This is a genomic window from Streptomyces sp. NPDC002698 (genome assembly GCF_042888945.1).
GTDB lineage: Bacteria > Actinomycetota > Actinomycetes > Streptomycetales > Streptomycetaceae > Streptomyces.
Genome location: NZ_JBIAQM010000009.1, coordinates 99,795 through 117,824, shown reverse-complemented (window position 1 = coordinate 117,824; position 18,030 = coordinate 99,795). Strand labels below are relative to the sequence as shown.

General features: G+C 69.7%; 18 protein-coding genes. 8 read left to right on the top strand and 10 right to left on the bottom strand.

Going from position 1 to position 18,030, the window contains the following annotated elements; genetic code table 11:
- Nucleotides 1-4: 4 nt before the first annotated feature.
- A complete protein-coding gene (locus ACFYW9_RS15760; protein ID WP_389149865.1) occupies nucleotides 5-1,090 on the bottom strand; it encodes a CobW family GTP-binding protein in 1,086 nt (361 codons plus the stop codon).
- A gap of 323 nt (nucleotides 1,091-1,413) precedes the next feature.
- Between ACFYW9_RS15760 and ACFYW9_RS15755 the strand changes: the two genes are divergently transcribed.
- From ACFYW9_RS15755 to ACFYW9_RS15745, 3 genes are all read left to right on the top strand, one after another.
- Nucleotides 1,414-1,971 (top strand): DUF6082 family protein, encoded by a 558-nt coding sequence (locus ACFYW9_RS15755; protein ID WP_351868249.1) that lies wholly within the window; start codon nucleotides 1,414-1,416, stop codon nucleotides 1,969-1,971.
- Between the two features lie 274 nt (nucleotides 1,972-2,245).
- Entirely contained in the window at nucleotides 2,246-2,485 is a 240-nt protein-coding gene (locus tag ACFYW9_RS15750) for a hypothetical protein (protein ID WP_351868247.1), read from the top strand.
- A 162-nt stretch (nucleotides 2,486-2,647) separates the two neighbouring features.
- A complete protein-coding gene (locus ACFYW9_RS15745) occupies nucleotides 2,648-2,887 on the top strand; it encodes a hypothetical protein (RefSeq protein WP_351868245.1) in 240 nt (79 codons plus the stop codon).
- Between the two features lie 88 nt (nucleotides 2,888-2,975).
- On the opposite strand, the gene ACFYW9_RS15740 is transcribed toward ACFYW9_RS15745, so the two are convergent.
- Nucleotides 2,976-4,154 carry a citrate synthase gene (locus ACFYW9_RS15740; protein WP_389149860.1) on the bottom strand — a complete coding sequence of 393 codons (1,179 nt, stop codon included), beginning with the start codon at nucleotides 4,152-4,154 and terminating at the stop codon, nucleotides 2,976-2,978.
- Nucleotides 4,155-4,251: 97 nt separating this feature from the next.
- Here ACFYW9_RS15740 and ACFYW9_RS15735 point away from each other — a divergent pair, with 97 nt between their 5' ends.
- The 4 genes from ACFYW9_RS15735 (at nucleotide 4,252) to ACFYW9_RS15720 (ending at nucleotide 9,220) form a co-directional block, all read left to right on the top strand.
- A complete protein-coding gene (locus tag ACFYW9_RS15735; protein ID WP_389149857.1) occupies nucleotides 4,252-5,517 on the top strand; it encodes a citrate synthase in 1,266 nt (421 codons plus the stop codon).
- Nucleotides 5,518-5,680: 163 nt separating this feature from the next.
- Nucleotides 5,681-6,625, top strand: coding sequence for a sucrase ferredoxin (locus tag ACFYW9_RS15730; RefSeq protein WP_389149854.1), 945 nt, complete (start codon nucleotides 5,681-5,683; stop codon nucleotides 6,623-6,625).
- 184 nt (nucleotides 6,626-6,809) lie between these two features.
- Nucleotides 6,810-8,540, top strand: coding sequence for an ATP-binding protein (locus ACFYW9_RS15725; protein ID WP_389149851.1), 1,731 nt, complete (start codon nucleotides 6,810-6,812; stop codon nucleotides 8,538-8,540).
- A complete protein-coding gene (locus ACFYW9_RS15720; protein ID WP_389149848.1) occupies nucleotides 8,540-9,220 on the top strand; it encodes a response regulator in 681 nt (226 codons plus the stop codon). Before ACFYW9_RS15725 ends, ACFYW9_RS15720 begins: the two co-directional genes overlap by 1 nt.
- Before the next feature lie 111 nt (nucleotides 9,221-9,331).
- Here ACFYW9_RS15720 and ACFYW9_RS15715 read toward each other — a convergent pair whose 3' ends face one another.
- The 3 genes from ACFYW9_RS15715 to ACFYW9_RS15705 form a co-directional block, all read right to left on the bottom strand.
- On the bottom strand, nucleotides 9,332-10,393 hold the full coding sequence (locus ACFYW9_RS15715) for an ABC transporter substrate-binding protein (RefSeq protein WP_389149845.1): 1,062 nt from the start codon (nucleotides 10,391-10,393) through the stop codon (nucleotides 9,332-9,334).
- A 123-nt stretch (nucleotides 10,394-10,516) separates the two neighbouring features.
- A complete protein-coding gene (locus tag ACFYW9_RS15710; protein ID WP_389149842.1) occupies nucleotides 10,517-11,380 on the bottom strand; it encodes an ABC transporter permease in 864 nt (287 codons plus the stop codon).
- Entirely contained in the window at nucleotides 11,370-12,185 is an 816-nt protein-coding gene (locus tag ACFYW9_RS15705; RefSeq protein ID WP_389149839.1) for an ABC transporter ATP-binding protein, read from the bottom strand. Before ACFYW9_RS15705 ends, ACFYW9_RS15710 begins: the two co-directional genes overlap by 11 nt.
- Before the next feature lie 162 nt (nucleotides 12,186-12,347).
- Between ACFYW9_RS15705 and ACFYW9_RS15700 the strand changes: the two genes are divergently transcribed.
- A complete protein-coding gene (locus ACFYW9_RS15700) occupies nucleotides 12,348-13,040 on the top strand; it encodes a response regulator (RefSeq protein ID WP_389149835.1) in 693 nt (230 codons plus the stop codon).
- A gap of 67 nt (nucleotides 13,041-13,107) precedes the next feature.
- On the opposite strand, the gene ACFYW9_RS15695 is transcribed toward ACFYW9_RS15700, so the two are convergent.
- The 5 genes from ACFYW9_RS15695 to ACFYW9_RS15675 all read right to left on the bottom strand — a co-directional run bounded on the left by ACFYW9_RS15695 (nucleotide 13,108) and on the right by ACFYW9_RS15675 (nucleotide 17,649).
- Nucleotides 13,108-14,700 carry a cation acetate symporter gene (locus ACFYW9_RS15695; protein ID WP_389149832.1) on the bottom strand — a complete coding sequence of 531 codons (1,593 nt, stop codon included), beginning with the start codon at nucleotides 14,698-14,700 and terminating at the stop codon, nucleotides 13,108-13,110.
- A complete protein-coding gene (locus ACFYW9_RS15690; RefSeq protein ID WP_351868218.1) occupies nucleotides 14,697-15,185 on the bottom strand; it encodes a DUF485 domain-containing protein in 489 nt (162 codons plus the stop codon). Before ACFYW9_RS15690 ends, ACFYW9_RS15695 begins: the two co-directional genes overlap by 4 nt.
- A gap of 105 nt (nucleotides 15,186-15,290) precedes the next feature.
- Nucleotides 15,291-15,977: a response regulator gene (locus tag ACFYW9_RS15685; protein ID WP_389149828.1), complete on the bottom strand. Its 687-nt coding sequence runs from the start codon at nucleotides 15,975-15,977 to the stop codon at nucleotides 15,291-15,293.
- Entirely contained in the window at nucleotides 15,974-17,125 is a 1,152-nt protein-coding gene (locus tag ACFYW9_RS15680; RefSeq protein WP_389149824.1) for a sensor histidine kinase, read from the bottom strand. The genes ACFYW9_RS15685 and ACFYW9_RS15680 overlap by 4 nt, the downstream gene beginning before the upstream one ends.
- Complete coding sequence (locus ACFYW9_RS15675) at nucleotides 17,122-17,649, bottom strand: DUF1453 domain-containing protein (RefSeq protein WP_389149821.1); 528 nt, start codon at nucleotides 17,647-17,649, stop codon at nucleotides 17,122-17,124. Before ACFYW9_RS15675 ends, ACFYW9_RS15680 begins: the two co-directional genes overlap by 4 nt.
- Between the last annotated feature and the right edge of the window lie 381 nt (nucleotides 17,650-18,030).

The following is an 18,030-nucleotide window of genomic DNA, read 5'->3' as shown; positions in this document are numbered from 1 at the left end:
GCGGTCAGCCCTCCGGGCTGGGCTCCTGTACGTAGCGGAGGACGCCCCACATGCTGTGTTCGTCGGCATGCGGGGCGTCCTCTTTGCATGCCTCCAGCTCCTTGGCCAGCGCCACCGTGTCGATCCCGGAGCCGATGAGGACGAGCTGGGTGAGCCGCTCGTCCGCGTCGGTCCAGGGTTCCGGATAGAAGCGCAGGAACCGCCCGACGGCATGCACGGCGTACCGGTTGCGGATGTCCTGGACGCCGAAGTCGACGTACCCCTTGATCCGGTAGAGCCCCTCGGGCCGGCTGTCGAGGAAGGCCATCAACCGCCGTGGCCCCAGAGGCGCCGCGGAGCTGAAGGAGAGGGATTCGTAGGAGGAGTGGAGATGACCGAGGTGGCCGTGATCCTCATGACCGCCCTCTCCCGGACCGTCCGCCCGGCCGTCGCCCTCGTCGTGCCGGTGGAGATCGTCGAAGGACAGCTGTCCGATGCGCTCCTCGCTGGGCCTGCAGTCGAAGAGGAACTCCGGATCGACCCGGCCGTAGGTGGCGGGGACGACCGCGGCACGGTCGGCGAGCTCCCGGACGACACCCAGTACGCGTCCGGCGTCCTCGGCCCGGTCGGTCTTGTTGACGACGACGAGATCGGCGAGAGCGAGGTGCCGGTCGATCTCGGGATGCCTCTCGCGCGTGCCGTCGAACTCGGCGGCGTCGACGACCTCGACGAGCCCGCCGTACACGATCCCCGGGTGCTCGCTGGCGAGCACCATGCGTACGAGTTCCTGGGGCTCGGCGAGTCCGCTCGCCTCGATGACGATGACGTCGATCCGGGCGGAGGGCTGAGCAAGCCGGTCCAGATATTGATCGAGTTCACTGACGTCGACCGCACAGCACAGACACCCGTTGCCGAGCGAGACGGTGGAGTCACCGAGCGCTCCGGCCACGGCCATCGCGTCGATCTCGATCGCGCCGAAGTCGTTGACGACGGCTCCGATGCGACTGCCACCGCTGCGGTGCAGGAGATGGTTGAGCAGTGTGGTCTTGCCGGAACCCAGGAAGCCGGCGAGAACGACGACCGGGATCTGGCGGGTACTCGACCGACTCACCACGCGCCCTCTCTGAAGCTGTGCGTACACCGGCACGCGGGACCGGCGCTCACACGGGGAATGAATGCCGACCCAGCATACGAGTGGGGGGAATCGCCCCGAAGTGAACGATTGTTAGCGGCGCTCGCGGGGCACACGTTGGACATGGCGCCGGTGGATGAGACCCGCACATCCCTCCGTGCGCCTCCTCTCCGCCTCCCCGCCGATCAGAGCCGCTCGGCAACACTGGGAGACGGCAAGCGCGCCGCCCACCGCTCGCCGGTCCGCTCCCTGTCGCCCCACAACCGACGACCGGCGGACGGTCGCCTGATTCGGGGGTTGACATGGCCACACTGAAAGTCAAGGTTCGTGGGTTGCGCGCCGCCGCCGCGGCGGCGGTCGGCCTGTTGACGGGGGCCGCCGTCACCCTCGCCGCGCAGCGATCCACGCTTGACGCGCTGCACGCGCGGATCGAACTGCTGGAGCAGGCCGCCCAGACCCAGCGACAGGCCAATCTCGCGCACCAGCAGCGACTCCACTGGGAGCTGCTGAGCAAGGCCATGGACGATCCCGAGCTGGCGGAGGTCCTGGACGCGTACGAGGGGACCGTCTCCCCGAGAAAACAGCGCCAGTTCCTCTTCACCAACGCCCTGTACACCAACGCGCTCTGCTACTACCGCATGGGCAACATGACCCGGGACGACTTCTTCGGCTTTGCCCGCGGGATGCTGCAGAACCCGATCTTCAGGGAGTACTGGTACGCGACGCGTCCCCACAGGGCAACGCTCATCAGCACATCGGACGAGGCGCAAATCGGACTCATGGTCGAAGATCTCCTCGCACAACTGGAGGAAACAGACACGGACGAGTGGTGGGTGGTGGGTGAACCACCGAGCGAGTAGCGCTTTCCACCTGCTTCGCTCCGGCGCGGACTCCTCCACCTGCGCCACCCTTGCGGGCAGATCACACGGCTGGGCGATAACGAACCTGTAAACCGGCGCGTTTCCCCAGATGCCAACACGATTGACTACTGCGCAATCACGTATTGGGTCGACCCCCACCACACCGTAGCTCTCCGCCGCCCGGTCCGAGGTCGCAGCCCCACAGGGCCGCATCGCGCCGCGCAGCAAGCGCGCAGACGCAATCCAACCTCGAGATCAAAGGGAATCCAGAACAGTGAGCCACATCATCCGTCGGATTGGCACTCCTCCGAGCCTGCGAGGAAGTGTGACCGGTGCCAATTGCCCAGACATTTTCGAACTGTCCGACGGAACGTTCGCTGTGATCGGAACCGATGTGACCGAGAAACTGGACGCCGAACTTCCATCCGACGCATCCCGGGCAGACTACGAAAGAATCGTCGTGGTCTCCCGCCAAACCCTTATTCACGCCAAGGCGGATATTCCTGACGCATAGGCCGAACGACGCATTCATCACGCGGTACCGGTGCGCGGCCCCCTCGCCATGCGTTTCGCTTTGCCCTCGGTAGCCCCGTTCCGTGAACCGCCCCGACCCTGACGGGCGGCCACGGGACGATCCACATCTGACCTCAGGGTCACCGCACGAAAGGCCGAGACAATGACGACCGTCCTCCGTCGCATCGGTGCCTCACCCCGTGCACGAGGCAGCGCAACTGGCCAGTCCTGTCCCGACATCTTCGAGCTCAGCGACGGCAGCTTCGCCGTCATCGGGCGCGAGGCCACCAGCGAGCTCGAGCGAGAGCTCCCGCCCGACGCCGCCCGAGCCGACGACGAGCGGATCGTGGTCATCACACGCGAGACTCTCGTCCGGGCCAAGGACGACATTCCTCCCGTGTAGCGGCCGCGGTTCCGCTGCGGAAGCCGCCCCGGCCCGGCACCGACCCGGTGCCGGGCCCGGTTCGTCCAAGGCGGCCGAACCGGGCGGGTCAGCGGCGAGCGGGGACCTTCACCGGCGGAACCGGACCCACATAGCGAGCCGCCGGGCGGATGATCTTCGAGTCTTCCGACTGCTCCATGATGTTCGCGCTCCAGCCGACCACGCGGGCGGCGGCGAAGGTGGGTGTGAACATCTCTCGGGGCAGCCCGCAGAGTTCCATGACCACACCGGCGTAGAACTCCACGTTGGTGTGCAGCTCGCGGCCCGGCTTGAGTTCGGCCAGGATCGCCTCCACCTGTCGCTCCACCTCGACCGCGAACTCCACGAGCGGGCCACCGAACTCCTGAGCCATCCCTCGGAGCATCTGCGAGCGCGGGTCCTCCGTACGGTAGACGGGGTGCCCGAAGCCCATGATGCGCTCGCCGGCGAGGACGCGTTCGCGGATCCAGGGGTCGATGCGGTCGGGCGTCCCGATCGCGTCGAGGGTGTCCAGCGCACGGCTGGGAGCGCCTCCGTGGAGAGGACCGGAGAGAGCCCCGACCGCGCCCACGAGGCAGGCCGCCACATCCGCGCCGGTGGAAGCGATCACCCGTGCCGTGAACGTTGATGCATTGAATCCATGGTCAATGGTTGAGATGAGGTATTGCTCGACCGCTCGAGCGCGGGCGGCGTCCGGCTCCGAACCCGTCAACATGTACAGGTAGTTGGCGGCGTACCCCAGGTCCTCGCGCGGCTCCACCGGGTCCAGCCCCCGCCCGATCCGGTACAGCGCGGTGAGCAGTGTGGGCACGGCCGCCGTCGCCGCGAGGCCGTCGTCGCGGCGTCGCCCGGCGTCGATGTCGTACACCGGCCGGAACCCCAGGGAGGCCCCGAGCAGCGACAACGCGGTACGCAGCCCGGCGAGGGGGCCCGACGGTCCGGTCGCCGCCGCGATCGCGGGCAGCGCGTCGCGCACGTCGTCCGGCAGCCTGCGCAGCCGCGCGGTCCGCGCGGTGAAGGCGGCACGGCGGGCCTCGTCGGGCAGCTCGCCGTGGGCCAACAGGTGCCAGACCTCCTCGAAGCCGCACGCCTGCGCGAGGTCGACGGCCGAGTACTGGCGGTAGTGGTAGAAGCCCTCCAACCCCCTCACGTCACCCAGTTCGGTGTCGGTGACGACGACGCCGGCGAGACCTCGCGGAACGTCGGCAGGTACGACGGCAGAGGTGGACGCGGCTTGGTTGATCGGCATGTTTCCTCCCTGGACTTGATTCGACTGTCCATGCTTGACTCTATAACTGTCAATATTGATCCAATCAATATACCGATCCACAGATACGGTGGCGCTCATGAGGGATCGAGAAGCGGCAGCACCTGCGCACGAAGGCCGGCGGCTCAGCACCAAGGAGACCGCCGAGCTGCTCGGCGTGAAGCCGGAGACCGTGTACGCGTATGTGAGCCGGGGTCAGCTCAGCAGCAGGCGGGAGCCGGGAGGGCGCGGGAGCACGTTCGACGCCAAGGAGGTCGAGGCCCTCGCGCGGCGCAACAGACGGGAGGGCGGCGGCATTTCGAGCGGTGGCGGCGAGCTCTCCGTCCGCACCCGCATCACGTTGATCGACAAGGACCGGTACTACTTCCGGGGTGTCGACGCGACGGAACTGGCCGCACGGTACTCCTACGAGGAGATCGCCGAATGGCTGTGGACCGGTGAGCTGCGCCCCGGCGTCACGTTCACGGCTCCGGAGGCAGCCGTGACCGCCGCCCGGCGCGGCGTCGAAGCGCTGCCCGAGCACAGCGGCCCGACCGACTGGCTGCGCGTCGCGGCGATCGCCGCGGCGGCCGCCGACCCGCTGCGCTTCGACCTCTCCGAGAACGCCGTGCTCGGCACCGGACGCACCCTCATTCCCACCCTCGTCGCCGCGCTTCCGACCGTGCGGCACGACCACCGCGACGAAGGTCCGCTGGCCCGTCGGCTGTGGGCACGGCTCAGCGGGCGCGAACCCGACGACGCGTCAGTGCGGGTGCTGGACACGGCACTCGGGCTGCTCGTCGACCACGACCTGGCGGCCTCGACGCTGGCGGTCCGGGTCGCGGCATCGGCCCGCGCCCACGCGTACGCGGCCGTGTCGGCGGGCCTCGGCGTCCTCGAAGGGCCCCTCCACGGGGCGGCCAGCGGGCTCGCGCACCGACTGCTGCTGGACGTCCTGGACCAGGGCACCGCGGCTCCCGTGGTCGCCGACGAACTGCGCGCAGGGCGCCGTGTCCCCGGGCTCGGCCATCGGCTCTACCCCGGCGAAGACCCACGCGCGCGTGCCCTGTTCGCCCTCCTGGAAGAGATGCCCGGCGCGGCACCCGCACTCGAGGCGGCCCATGACGTGGTGACCACCACGGCCCGGCACGCCCCTCTGCACGCCAATGTCGATCTGGCGCTGGCCGTCCTCACCGTCTCGTCCGGGATGCCGGCCTCCGCGGGAGAGACGATCTTCGCTGTCGCCCGGACGGCCGGCTGGATCGCCCACACCCTGGAGGAGTACGCGGAGCGCCCGTTGCGCATGCGGCCGAGCGGCCACTACGTGGGCGAGCGGCCGCCTCAGCCACTCCCCCGCCGGAGCTAGACGGCGCGCGCCCGGCGCGCGGAGAGGACCTGTGCGCGCTCTCCAAGCGCTGCATCCCGCCCCGCGCTTCCGTACGCCCCACCATGCGCCCGGACCACCCCTGGCGCGCCCCCTGTGGACGGCGGGAAGTCACCCCGGGCGAAGTCAGGTTAGGCTCACCTCTGTGAGTACGTGCACGACCGCGTCGCGGCAGTTCGACGAGCCCATTTCCGGGACCGCGGCCACTGCGAGGACATGGCTGCTCATCGAGCAGCCCGGCCCCTGGGGTGCCAAGGCGCTCACTTCGAGCCACCTGGATCCCGCGGTCGGCCGCGCCCTCGAAGCGGCCGCACAGGGCACGGGGGTACGGATCGCCCTGATCCGGCGTCCCGGGCGCCATGCCGACTGCGGCTCTCCCGCCGAACGGCATGTGTACGTGGCCCACACCACCCCGGGAAACGCGTGGCTGCACAGCGCCACGACGCACGACCCCGGACACTTGCTCGGCCTCGACTTCGCCGCGCTCGGCGCGGGCGATCCGCGCTCCTTCGAAGAGGTTCTCCAAGGACGGCCCCACACCGGCGATCCGCTGGCCCTCGTCTGCACCAACGGCAAGCGCGACCGCTGCTGCGCCCTGCTCGGACGCCCGCTGGCGGCGGAACTGGCCGCTTCCGGCGTCGGCGGCACCTGGGAGGTGACTCATCTGGGAGGTCATCGCTTCTCCCCCACCGTGCTGATCCTGCCGTACGGGTACGCGTACGGCCGTGTTGAGGCCCATGCCGTCAAGGAGATCCTCCAGGGCGTCCGGGAGGGCCGGGTCGTCACCGAGGGGTGTCGCGGGAACTCCGCCTGGGAACGCCCCGGCCAGGCGGCCGAGCTGGCCGTACGGACGGCGTCGGGGGAGCACGCCGCCGATGTCCTGACGGTGATCCGCACGGACGGCACCGCGCCGCGCTGGGAGGTGACCGTCGCCCACTCCGACGGCCGCCTGTGGCGGGTCGTGGTCGCGCGGGGCGCCTCTCTGCCGCCGCGCCCGGAGAGCTGCGGCTCGGCACTCGGTTCACCGGCGCGGATGGACGTGGTGGCTGTGCGGCAGCTGGAGGAGACGGCTGTCGCCGTGGCCTGCTGACGGCCCGGGCCCGCGAGATCGACGGGGCCGGGGTACGACGCACGGACCGACCAGAGGTCGTATCAGGCCCCCACCGCCCGACCCGCTGCGCTGCGCCGGACCGACAGCCGCATCATCCATTGATCAAGAGATCCACACCACACCCCCTTCGGAGGGGTGCGCACTCCCCCGTACCGTCGTGGCCATGAGCCCCACTCCCCTCGCACGACGACTGCGCCTCGGTCTGCCGCGGCGGGTGTTCGCCCAGGTGCTGCTGATGCAGATCGCGATCGCGGTGGGGGTCGCGGTACTCGCCACCGGGCTGTTCCTGGCCCCGCTGAGCGCACAGCTGGACGACGAGGCCATGCGGCGCGCTCTCGCGATCGCGCAGACCACGGCCGCCCAGCCGCAGATCGCCGTGGACCTCCAGCGGACGGCCCCCTCCAGGACCGGCCCCGTGCAGGCCGAGGCCGAGCGGATACGGAAGGCGAGCGGTGCCGAGTACGTCGTCGTGATGGACATGCGAGGCATCCGCTGGTCGCACAGGTCCCCCGCCCAGATCGGCAGACCGGTCTCGACGAGCCCGCAGCAGGCCCTGGCCGGCAGGGATGTCATGGAGATCGACACCGGAACCCTGGGGCGGTCCGCACGGGGCAAGGTGCCGCTGCGCGACGCCGGCGACCGGATCGTCGGCGCGGTGTCGGTGGGTATCAAGTACGACAGTGTGCGGGCCCGGCTGATCGACGCGATCCCGGGACTGTTCGCGTACGCGGGCGGAGCCATGGCCGTCGGCGCGCTGGCCGCGTATCTGATCTCCCGCAGGGTCCAGAGACAGACCCGTGACCTGGCCTTCTCCGACATCGCGGCGCTGCTGGCGGAACGCGAGGCGATGCTGCACGGCATCCGGGAGGGCGTGGTCGCCCTGGACCGCGGCAGTCGTGTACGCCTTCTGAACGACGAGGCGCAGCGGCTCCTCGGGGTCGGCGCCGAGGCCATCGGCCGGCCGCTCGACGACGCGCTCGGTCCGGGCCGTACGACGGATGTGCTGGCGGGACGCGTCACCGGCACGGACCTGCTCACCGTCCGCGGCCAGCGCGTCCTGGTCGCCAACAGGATGCCCACCGAGGACGGCGGAGCTGTCGCCACCTTGCGCGACCGGACCGAACTGGAGCAACTCGGCCGTGAGCTCGACTCCACGCACGGCCTGATCGACGCTTTGCGCGCACAGGACCATGAGCACGCCAACCGAATGCACACGCTCCTGGGGCTGCTCGAACTGGAGATGTACGACGACGCCGTGGAGTTCATCGGGGAGGTGGTCGGCGACCACAGGGTCACCTCGGAACAGGTCACCGAGAAGATCCACGATCCGCTGCTCGCCGCCCTTCTGGTCGGCAAGGCGACCGTGGCGACCGAGCGCGGAGTGGCACTGTGGGTCTCGGACCGGACGCTGCTGCCGGACCGGCTGGTCGACCCGCGCGGGCTCGTCACCGTCGTCGGCAACCTGGTCGACAACGCGCTCGACGCCGTCGCGGGCACGCCGCACGCGCGCGTGGAGGTCGAATTGCGCGCCGAGGGACGGACCGCCGTGCTGCGGATACGGGACACCGGGCCCGGCATCCCTGAGGAGCGGCGGGAGCTGATCTTCACGGACGGCTGGAGCACCAAGCAGCCGCCCGCACACGGCAAGCGTGGAATCGGCCTCTCGCTGGTGCGGCGCCTCGCCGAGCGGCAGGGCGGCAGCGCGGAGGTGACCGACGCGGACGGCGGCGGCGCCGAGTTCATCGTCGTCCTGCCGGAGGCGCTGACCGACCCGTCGCTCACACAGAAGGACGCCACCGAAAACACCGGGAACACCGGGAACACCGGGAACACCTGGAGTGCCGGGAACACCGGGACCGACCGGAGCACCGGGTACCCCTACGGGGAGTCGTGATGATCCAGGTCCTGGTCGTGGACGACGACACGCGGGTCGCCCGCGTCAACGCCGCCTACGTGGAGAGGGTGCCGGGATTCCGTGTCGCGGGGCAGGCGTACAACGCGGCCGAGGCGCTGCGCCGCGTGGAGGAGCTTCCGCGCCCGGACCTGGTCCTCATGGACCATCACCTGCCGGACGAGACAGGTCTCGCGGTCGTCCAGGAGATGCGCCGACGCGGGCATCAGATCGATGTGATCATGGTGACCGCCGCGCGTGACCTCGTGACCGTCCGGGCGGCGTTGCGGCAGGGCGTACTCCAGTACCTGGTCAAGCCGTTCTCGTTCGCCGGGCTGCGCGCCAAACTGGAGACGTACGCGGATCTGCGACGCACGCTCGACCGCGGCGGTACGGCCGAGCAGTCCGATGTGGACCTGATCTTCGGGCCCCTCTCGGCAGGCTTCGTGCCCGACCTGCCCAAGGGTCACTCCCCGCCGACGGCCGAACTCGTACGGCGGGCCCTGTTGAACGCGGAGGGCTCGCTGTCGGCCCAGGAGGTCGCGGAGGAGACCGGACTGAGCCGGCAGACCGCACAGCGCTATCTGAAGCTCCTGGAGCGTACGGGGAAGGCTCGTCTGACCCTCCGATACGGCGACGCGGGCCGCCCGGAGCACCGCTACGCCTGGGCCACCCGCACCTGAGGACACCCCCGACGAAGCGGTCGTACGGCCGCCCCGCCGCCCGTACGACCGGCGGGGGAGCACGGTCGTACGGGCGACGGGGCGGCTCGGCGTGTCATCGACGGCGGGCGGTCAGCCGGTGGCCTTCTTCACGAACTCCGTGGTGTACGTCTTGCCCAGGTCCACGTCGGCGTTCCTGATGTTCGGGTTGAACGCCTTGAGGACCTTCTCGACGGTCTCGGGACCGTTCTCGGGCATCACCCCGTCCTCGGTGAACATCGGCAGCGTGCTCTCGATCGCCCCGGCGTACAGCGTCTGGTCGCCCTGCGAGTAGTCGGCGGGCATCTTGGCGGCGATCTCGGAGGCGCTGTGCCCGGCCATCCACCGGAGGGTCTTCACGAAGGCGTTCGCGAGCTTCTGGACCGTCTCCTTGTGACCGTTGACCCAGTCCGTCTGCATGTACAGACTTGACGACGGGTACGGCCCGCCGAGCGCCTTCTGGGAGCCCTCGGGCGTGCGCATGTCGATGAGTACCTTGCCGAGCTTCTTCTCCATGACCGTGGCGACGGTGGGATCCGTCGTCATGCCGCCGTCGATGGCGCCCTGCTGGAGAGCGGAGACGAACGTCGGGCCGGCACCGACGGCGACCGGCGTGAACTCGCTGACCGGCACACCGTTCTTGACCGCGAGGTACTTCGTGAGGAAGTCGGTCGAGGAACCGAGTCCGGTGACACCGAGCTTCCTGCCCTTGAAGTCCTTGGGTGAAGTGATGTCGCCCGCACGCTTGGCGGAGACGATCTCGACCTCACCGGGAGCGTGCGAGAACTGCACGACGGACTCCACCGCCTTGCCCTTGGTCTGCAGGTCGAGCGTGTGGTCGTAGAAGCCGACGGCTCCCTGCACCTGTCCTGACACGAGGGCGGTCTCGGCCTGGACACCGGCCGGCTCGCTGAGGAGCTCGACGTTCAGACCGGCGTCCTCGAAGTAGCCGAGCCTCTGAGTGAGCATCGCCGGCAGGTAGATGACCTTGTCCAGCCCACCGACCATGATCTTGACGTGCTCCCCCTTGCCACCACCCCCGCCGCTGCCGGAGTCGGCCGTCGTGCTCGCCGCGTCATTGGCGCAGGCGGTGAGCGAGGAGAGAGCGAGGAGACCGGCGGCTGCCAGCGCGGAGTATCTGGCGGTCTTGCGCATGGTGGTTCACGTCCTTGTGAGTGGAGGGCAGGCCGTGCGTGCGTACGGGTGAGGGCGGATCGTGCGTACGGGCGGCCTCGTACGTGTGCGAGGAATTGGTCGTACGCGCTTGCCGGGGTGAGGTCAGCGGTCGGATTCCGACGGCTTCCAGCGGAAGATGCGGCGTTCACCGAACGTCAGCAGTCCTTCGGCGAGCAGAGCGACGACGGCGAGGATGACCATCGCCGCGTACACCCCCGCCGCGTTGAAGGTGCCCTGCGACTGGGCGACGAGCAGGCCGATGCCCTTGGTGGCGCCGATGTACTCGCCGACGATCGCGCCGATGAGCGCGAAGCCGAAGCTGACATGGAGGCTGGTGAAGATCCACGAGGTGGCGGACGGTATGACGACCTGCAGCGTCACCCTGCGGTCGCTCGCTCCCAGGATCCGGGCGTTGGCCACCAGGTTCCGGTCGACCTCCCGGGCGCCCTGGAAGGCGTTGAAGAACACCGGGAAGAACACGAGCACCACGGCCGAGGCGACCTTGGAGGCGGGTCCGAGCCCGAACCAGATCACGAAGATGGGCGCGAGGACGATCCGAGGTATGGAGTTGAGCACCTTGATGTACGGACCAAGGATGTCTGCGAGCAAGGTGATACGCCCCAGGGCGATACCGAGGAGCACACCGGCGACCACACCGATGACCCAGCCGAGCAGCGCCTCGTGAAGCGTGTACCAGATCTGCTCGCCGAGAGAACCGAGCGCGGTCCCGTGCATCACCCAGGTCTGGATCTGTTCCCAGATCTTCGAGGGCATCGAGAAGTTGAACGGGTCGATGACCTCGGCCCGTGAGAGGACCTCCCACAGGCCGAGCACGGCCACCAGGAGCAGCACCCGGGCGGCGCCCACCACGATCCTGCGCCTGCGGGCGGCGCGGGCGCGGGTGTGCGCGCGGCCCGGAGTCCTGGCCGTTTCGACGGCCGGAGCGCTGAGAACGTCAGGCGACATCAGCGGCGCCCCTTTCACGGGTGATGCGGACCTCTTCGCCGAGGGACTCCCAGATCTCGCGGTAGATCTCGATGAACCGCGGCTCCAGGCGCACCGATTCGACCTTGCGCGGCCGCGGCAGATCGATGTCGAAGACCTGCTTCACGGTGGCCGGACCCGCGGTCATCACGACGACCTTGTCGGCGAGCGCGATGGACTCCTCCAGGTCGTGGGTGACGAAGACGACCGAGGCGCCCGTGCCTGCCCACAGCTCGAGCAGTTCGTCGGACATCAGCGCCCTGGTCTGCACGTCGAGCGCGGAGAACGGCTCGTCCATCAGCAGGATCTCGGGGTCGTTGACGAAGGTGGCGGCGAGGGCGACGCGCTTGCGCTGACCACCGGAGAGCTGGTGCGGATAGCGGTCCTCGAAGGCCGCGAGCCCGACCCTGGCGAGCCACTCCCTGGCGCGTTCCCTCGCCTCGACCTTGGGCACGCCACGGAACCGGGGCCCGGCCATCACGTTGGACAGGACCGTGCGCCAGGGAAAGGTCGCGTCCTGCTGGAAGACGAAACCGACCTTGTCCCCGACGCCTGCGACCGGCTCCCCGGCGACCAGGACCTCGCCCTCGGTGGGCTCCTCAAGACCGCTGACCAGGGTCAGCGTCGTGGACTTCCCGCAGCCGGTCGGTCCGACCACCGCGACGAACTCGCCACGGCCGACGGTCAGGTCAAGGTCCCTGACGGCTGTGTGCAAACCCCCCGACGGGGTCTTGAAGATCTTGCTCGCGCCCCGCAGCTCGATGGCGGGGCTGGTGTCTGTGCTCATGGCCCGGGACGGTAGATGTGGTGCGGGCCACAGCATCAGTCTTGTGGGCGCAAGGCGTTCTTCTGCTCGCAAGGGTCTGTTGTGCTCATTTTGCTCGCGCTACAACAGCGGAGCCGAAACACGGGCGCACCATACGCCCAGGCCTTGAGAGAAAGAGGCCCGATGATTGACGTCCTGGTCGTGGACGACGACTTCCGCGTCGCCGAGATCAACGCGAAGTACGTGAGCAAGGTTCCCGGGTTCCGGGTGGCCGCCCGCGCGCACAGTGCCGCCCAGGCTCTGGCCGCGATCGAGCGCGCTCCCGTCGATCTGGTGCTGCTCGACCACTATCTGCCGGACAGGACGGGACTCGAACTCGTCCACCGGATGCGGGAGAACGGTCACGGCACCGACGTCATCATGATCACCGCGGCCGGCGATGTGGCCACCGTACGGGCGGCGATGCGCCTGGGTGCCCTGCACTACCTGATCAAACCGTTCACGTTCACCGCCCTGCGCACACGCCTCGACTCCTACGCCGCCCTGCGCCGTACCGTCGACCGGGTGGGCGGCCGCGGTGTGACGGGTCAGGAGCAGGTCGACCGGATCTTCGGGGCCCTGCGCACCGCACCCGCGCCGTCCTCCCCCGGACTCCCCAGCGGCCACTCGGAGCCGACCACGGACCTGATCTGCGATGTGCTGCACCAGGCGAGCCAGCCGCTGTCGGCCCACGAGGTGGCCGCCGAGACCGGCCTGAGCCGATCCACCGCCCAGCGCTATCTGCGGCACCTGGAACAGGCGGGGCGGCTGCGGCTCTCCCTCAAATACGGCGACACAGGGCGCCCGGAACACCGCTACGCATGGGTGACGCCCTGAGCCGGCACTCCCCCGACAGCTGGATGCCGTCTGGATCATGCCGTCCCGGGGCGGTCGCTCTCGGCCCTCAGACGGCCCCGGCGCCCGTGAGCGCGCGGACCTCGATCTCGGCGTGCTTGGCCTCGTCCGGCGGCTCCGCCGAGGTGACGGTGCCGAGCCAGCCGGCGACGAAGCCCAGGGGGATCGAGACGAGGCCCGGATTCTGAAGCGGGAAGTACTGGAAGTCCACGCCCGGGAAGAGCGATTCGGGACTGCCCGACACCACCGGCGACAGCAGCACGAGCACCACCGCGGGCACCAGGCCGCCGTAGACGGCCCACACGGCGCCACGCGTCGTGAAGGACCGCCAGAACAAGGAGAACAGCAGCACCGGTAGGTTCGCGGACGCGGCGACGGCGAAGGCGAGCCCGACCAGGAAGGCCACGTTGAGGTCACGGGCGAGGAGGCTCAGGCCGATGGCGATCACGCCGATGCCGACCGACGCGGCACGCGCCACCGCGACCTCGCCGTGCGGCTTGGCGCGGCGGCGGCGCGACGAGGCGTACAAGTCGTGGGCCACGGCCGCCGAGGACGCGAGGGTGACTCCTGCGACGACCGCGAGAATGGTGGCGAAGGCGATGGCGGCGACGACCGCGAACAGGACTGTTCCTCCTGTGGAGTTGGCCCCACCGCCCAGATCCAGGGCCAGCAGCGGAACGGCGGTGTTCCCCGCGGCGTTCGATCCGCGCACCGCCTCGGGACCGACGACGGCAGCGGCAGCGAAGCCCAGCACGATCGACATCAGGTAGAAGCCGCCGATGAGCCCGATCGACCACAGCACCGAGCGCCGGGCGGCTCGCGCGGTGGGCACGGTGTAGAAGCGCGACAGGATGTGCGGCAACCCGGCGGTGCCGAGCACGAGTGCGAGCCCGAGGCTCATGAAGTCGAAGCGTGCCGTCCAGTCACCGCCGTATTTCAGCCCGGGTGCGAGAAAGGCCTGGCCATGGCCGCTGCGCCCCGCGGCCGTGCGCAGCAGTTCGTTGATGTTCCCGTGGAACCGCATCAGGACCAGCACGGTGAGAACGATGGCCCCGCCGATGAGCAGAACCGCCTTGACGATCTGGATCCAGGTCGTCGCCCGCATCCCTCCCATCGACACATAGATCACCATGAGCGCGCCGACACCGATCACCGTCCAGTTGCGCGCCGCGTCACTCGTGCCTCCCAGCAGCAGCGAGACCAGGCTGCCCGCGCCCACCATCTGCGCCACCAGATACAGAACGGACACCACCACCGAGGACGTTCCGGCCGCGACCCGCACCGGCCGTTCGTCCATCCGGGCCGCGACGACGTCGGCGAGCGTGAACCGGCCGCAGTTGCGCACCAGTTCGGCGACGAGGAAGAGAACGACCAGCCAGGCCACCAGGAATCCCACGGCGTACAGCAGACCGTCGTAGCCGTACAGGGAGATGAGTCCCGTGACACCGAGGAAGGAAGCAGCCGACATGTAGTCCCCGGAGAGGGCAAATCCATTTTCCATCGGCGAGAACAGCCGCCCGCCCGCGTAGAACTCTTCGGCCGAACCGTGCCGGTGGCGGCTCACCCATGTCGTGATCCCCAGTGTCACCGCGACGAACGCGCTGAACAGGAGCAGGGCCAGGGTCTGATGGTGGCCGCTCACCGCTCACCACTCCTGGCGTTCCGCGTCATCTCCTGGGTGTTCCAGCGCAGTTCCAGCGCGGCCCGGTCACGGCGCAGCCGCGCGTGCCGCGCGTACGCCCAGGCGAGCAGGAATGTCGTGAGGAACTGTCCGAGTCCCGCGAGCAGTGCCACGTTCACGACACCGACGACGGGCCGCGCCATGAACCCCGGCGCGGTGGTCGCGGTCACCACATAACCCACGTACCAGGGGAAGAAGACGGCGACGGCCGGAATCACGAACCTGCGGTACCGGCCGCGTACTTCCTGGAAGGCGGCACTGCGCTGCACCTCCAGGTAGACGAGGGCGGTCCCGCCCGGTCGTCCTTGGTGCTCCGAACGAGCGGCCGGCACGGCGGGAGCGAGCGCGCCCGTACCGTCCAACTCGCCCCAGCCGGAAGCGAGCGCGTCGTACCAGGGGTCGTCGAACCGGACCTCCCCCGTGTCGCCGCCGTCGTGCTTGTCCACCGAACTCTCCTTGTCCGCGACCTGTTGCTGCCGCGTACCCAAGGATGTGCAGATCGGAGGGCTCCCTGACTCCTGTCTCCGCGCTCTTCACCCCATCAGGTGACTTCATCCCGCGGGCGGCCGTACGAGACCTTTGCCATAGGCGTAACGGACTGCTTGAGCACGGTCTTTGAGACCTGCCTTGGCGAAGAGATTGTTGATGTGGGTCTTCACGGTGGCCGTGGACACATGGAGCCTGCGGGCGATCTCGTGGTTGCTGAGGCCCTCGGCGATGAGCAGGAGCACCTCCGTCTCGCGCGAGGTGAGCCCGTCCGGGGCCTCCGGAGGCGGGCCGGGCTCCGGTTCCGGGTCCGACAGCCGCTCCAGCAGCCGTCGTTGGATGCTCGGCGAAAGCCCCGCGTCCCCGGAGAGCACACTCTCCACGGCCCGCACGATCTCGTCGCCTCCCGCGTCCTTGGTCAGATAGCCGCGGGCTCCGGCGCGCAGCGCGGGGAACAGCGACTCGTCGTCCGCGAACGTCGTGAGCACGACGACCTGGGTCCCGGGATGCTCGGCACGGATGCGCCGGGTCGCCTCGACCCCGTCGCAGCGAGGCATGCGTAGATCCATCAGCACGACGTCCGGGGCGAGTTCGGCCACCAGATCCACCGCCTCGGCCCCGTCACGGGCCGCTCCGACGACCTCGATCCCGGGCAGCAGTCCCAGCAGCATCACGATGCCCTCGCGCACGACCGTCTGATCGTCCGCGACCACGACCCGCGCCGGTGCCCTGCCCTCCGCCCGCTCCGTCATACCGGCACCTTCAACGTCACCACGAACCCCTCCTCGCCCGGTCCCGCGTCCAGCGAGCCGCCGAGCAGCTCCGCGCGCTCCCGCATGCCCAGCAGACCGTACCCGGCCCCCGAACCGCTGAGTTCGCCCGGTTTTCCACCCGAATCCCTTACATCCAGCGTCACTTCGTGCTCGCCGTAGTCCAGCCGGATGTGGATTTCGGCTCCCGGAGCGTGTTTGCGTACGTTCGTCAGAGCCTCCTGGGCGACTCGGCGCACCGCCTGGGAGGCTTCCGCCGGCAGCGGCTGACGCTCCCCGGTCACCGTGACACCGGCGCGGTCGGCGGTCGCCACGAGTTCGCCGAGGAAGTCCTCCAGCGGAGACGTCTCACCCCGGAGTGCGGAGAGTGCCTGCCGGGTCTCCGAAAGCCCCTCACGGGCCATTCCCCGCGCCGCCACGACCCGTTCGAGGATGATCTCCCGGTCCGCTCCTCTCTCGATGAGCAGCCTCGCCGCCTCCAGATGCACGAGCTGCGCGGACAGGCTGTGGGCCAGGACGTCGTGGATCTCCCTGGCTATCCGCGCTCGCTCCGCGAGGGCCGCGGTCTCCGCCCCGGCCGCGCGCGCCACGCGTTCCTGGGCCAGCAGCCGCTGGGCACTCGCCCGTGCTTCCGCGTCGAGGCGCAGGACGTATCCCGCGAGCGCCAGGCCCACGGTGGTGGCCGCGGTGGTCAGCCAGGCGTCGTTGTCGAACGCCGCGTAAGCGCTCAGCGCCACCGCCATGGCCGGGAGGGCCGCCGCGAGGGGCAGCCGTTCGATGGCGGCGACAGCAATCCCGCACAGCAGGACGAGCGCCGGAGTCCGGAAGCCCGCGCTGTGTCCCGCGGCCGCGACCGCCAGGAGCAGAGCGAGCAGTACCAGGGACGGCAGCAGACGGTGTTCCAGTGTGGTCCGCCAGAAGCCCCAGGCGAGGAACCCGCACACCGCGATCCCCGTGATGCCTCCGGCGAGCGCCCAGCCGCCGAGCTCCGGGTTCGTGAGTGTCGTGGCGACGAGCATGCCGAGGACGATGGCGCGCGTGACCCGGGAGAACACACGGCGGGCCTTGTGCACGCCCACGCGGGACAGTGCCTCACGAGAGGGCCAGTGCGTCCAGGCGTTGTCCGTCACAGGCGCTCCTTCCTCAGGACGCGGCCGACCCCGTCACCGTACGCCGGGCCCTGCCCGGTCACCGTCGGCCGCAGGGACTGCGCCCGCCGGATCAGGAGCCCGGAGCGGACCAGCAGGGTGGCCGCCAGGCCGAGCATCAGGGCGGAGGAGTTCTGGTGCACACCGAGCCGGGCACCTATGCCGAACAGACCCAGCCGCAGACAGACGCCCACGCCCCAGACGGCTCCGGCGGCCCTGGTGCTCCTGCTCCACACGACGCCGTCCGGCTCGGTCCATATCCGCGTCGTCCACGCCCATCCTGCTCCGACGGCCAGCGCCGTCACCAGTTCCGTGCCGAGCAGGAGGGACGCCTCGATCTGGTGATGCGGGTCGATCACGCCGGGCTCGCACATCGCCATGACGGCGAGAACGGCGGGCACGACCCACCAGCGCCGGTCCGAGCTGATCCGGCGCGCGCTGAACTGGCGCGCGATCACCACCGCGGTGACAGCGAAGATCACCACGGCATTCATGAGCCCGGACATGCGCGGCCTCCGTGAGCGAGAAGCGGGTGTCCGCAGCGAGCGCTGCCGACCCCATCGACGCTACGGAGATCGAGCCCCCGGGAGATCGGCGCCCGGGTGGATCGTGGGTGGATCCCCCGCTCCCGCGTCTCTCCACCCACGGGTGGATCCCACCCGTACAGTGCCCCGACCGGCGGCCCGAGCCCGGACCCAGGGGACCTAAAAGCTTGGTTCGCCCCTCCGCCCCTACCCGTCCCGCACCTGGGGCTCAGCCCCGGATCCCGCTCCTCAAACGCCGGAGGGGCTGAAATCTTCCCCCGCGGCCGAAAGAGCGGCCGGGGTGCCTCGGAACCCACGATGCACCCGCGGCGGCGACGCGCGGGAGGGCCGTGCCGATACATC

Coding starts and splice junctions, on each gene's coding strand:
- ACFYW9_RS15755 (WP_351868249.1), top strand. CDS start 1,414: ATGGCCACACTGAAAGTCAAGGTTCGTGGGTTGCGCGCCGCCGCCGCG.
- ACFYW9_RS15745 (WP_351868245.1), top strand. CDS start 2,648: ATGACGACCGTCCTCCGTCGCATCGGTGCCTCACCCCGTGCACGAGGC.
- ACFYW9_RS15740 (WP_389149860.1), bottom strand. CDS start 4,154: ATGCCGATCAACCAAGCCGCGTCCACCTCTGCCGTCGTACCTGCCGAC.
- ACFYW9_RS15735 (WP_389149857.1), top strand. CDS start 4,252: ATGAGGGATCGAGAAGCGGCAGCACCTGCGCACGAAGGCCGGCGGCTC.
- ACFYW9_RS15725 (WP_389149851.1), top strand. CDS start 6,810: ATGAGCCCCACTCCCCTCGCACGACGACTGCGCCTCGGTCTGCCGCGG.
- ACFYW9_RS15720 (WP_389149848.1), top strand. CDS start 8,540: ATGATCCAGGTCCTGGTCGTGGACGACGACACGCGGGTCGCCCGCGTC.
- ACFYW9_RS15715 (WP_389149845.1), bottom strand. CDS start 10,393: ATGCGCAAGACCGCCAGATACTCCGCGCTGGCAGCCGCCGGTCTCCTC.
- ACFYW9_RS15710 (WP_389149842.1), bottom strand. CDS start 11,380: ATGTCGCCTGACGTTCTCAGCGCTCCGGCCGTCGAAACGGCCAGGACT.
- ACFYW9_RS15705 (WP_389149839.1), bottom strand. CDS start 12,185: ATGAGCACAGACACCAGCCCCGCCATCGAGCTGCGGGGCGCGAGCAAG.
- ACFYW9_RS15700 (WP_389149835.1), top strand. CDS start 12,348: ATGATTGACGTCCTGGTCGTGGACGACGACTTCCGCGTCGCCGAGATC.
- ACFYW9_RS15685 (WP_389149828.1), bottom strand. CDS start 15,977: ATGACGGAGCGGGCGGAGGGCAGGGCACCGGCGCGGGTCGTGGTCGCG.
- ACFYW9_RS15675 (WP_389149821.1), bottom strand. CDS start 17,649: ATGTCCGGGCTCATGAATGCCGTGGTGATCTTCGCTGTCACCGCGGTG.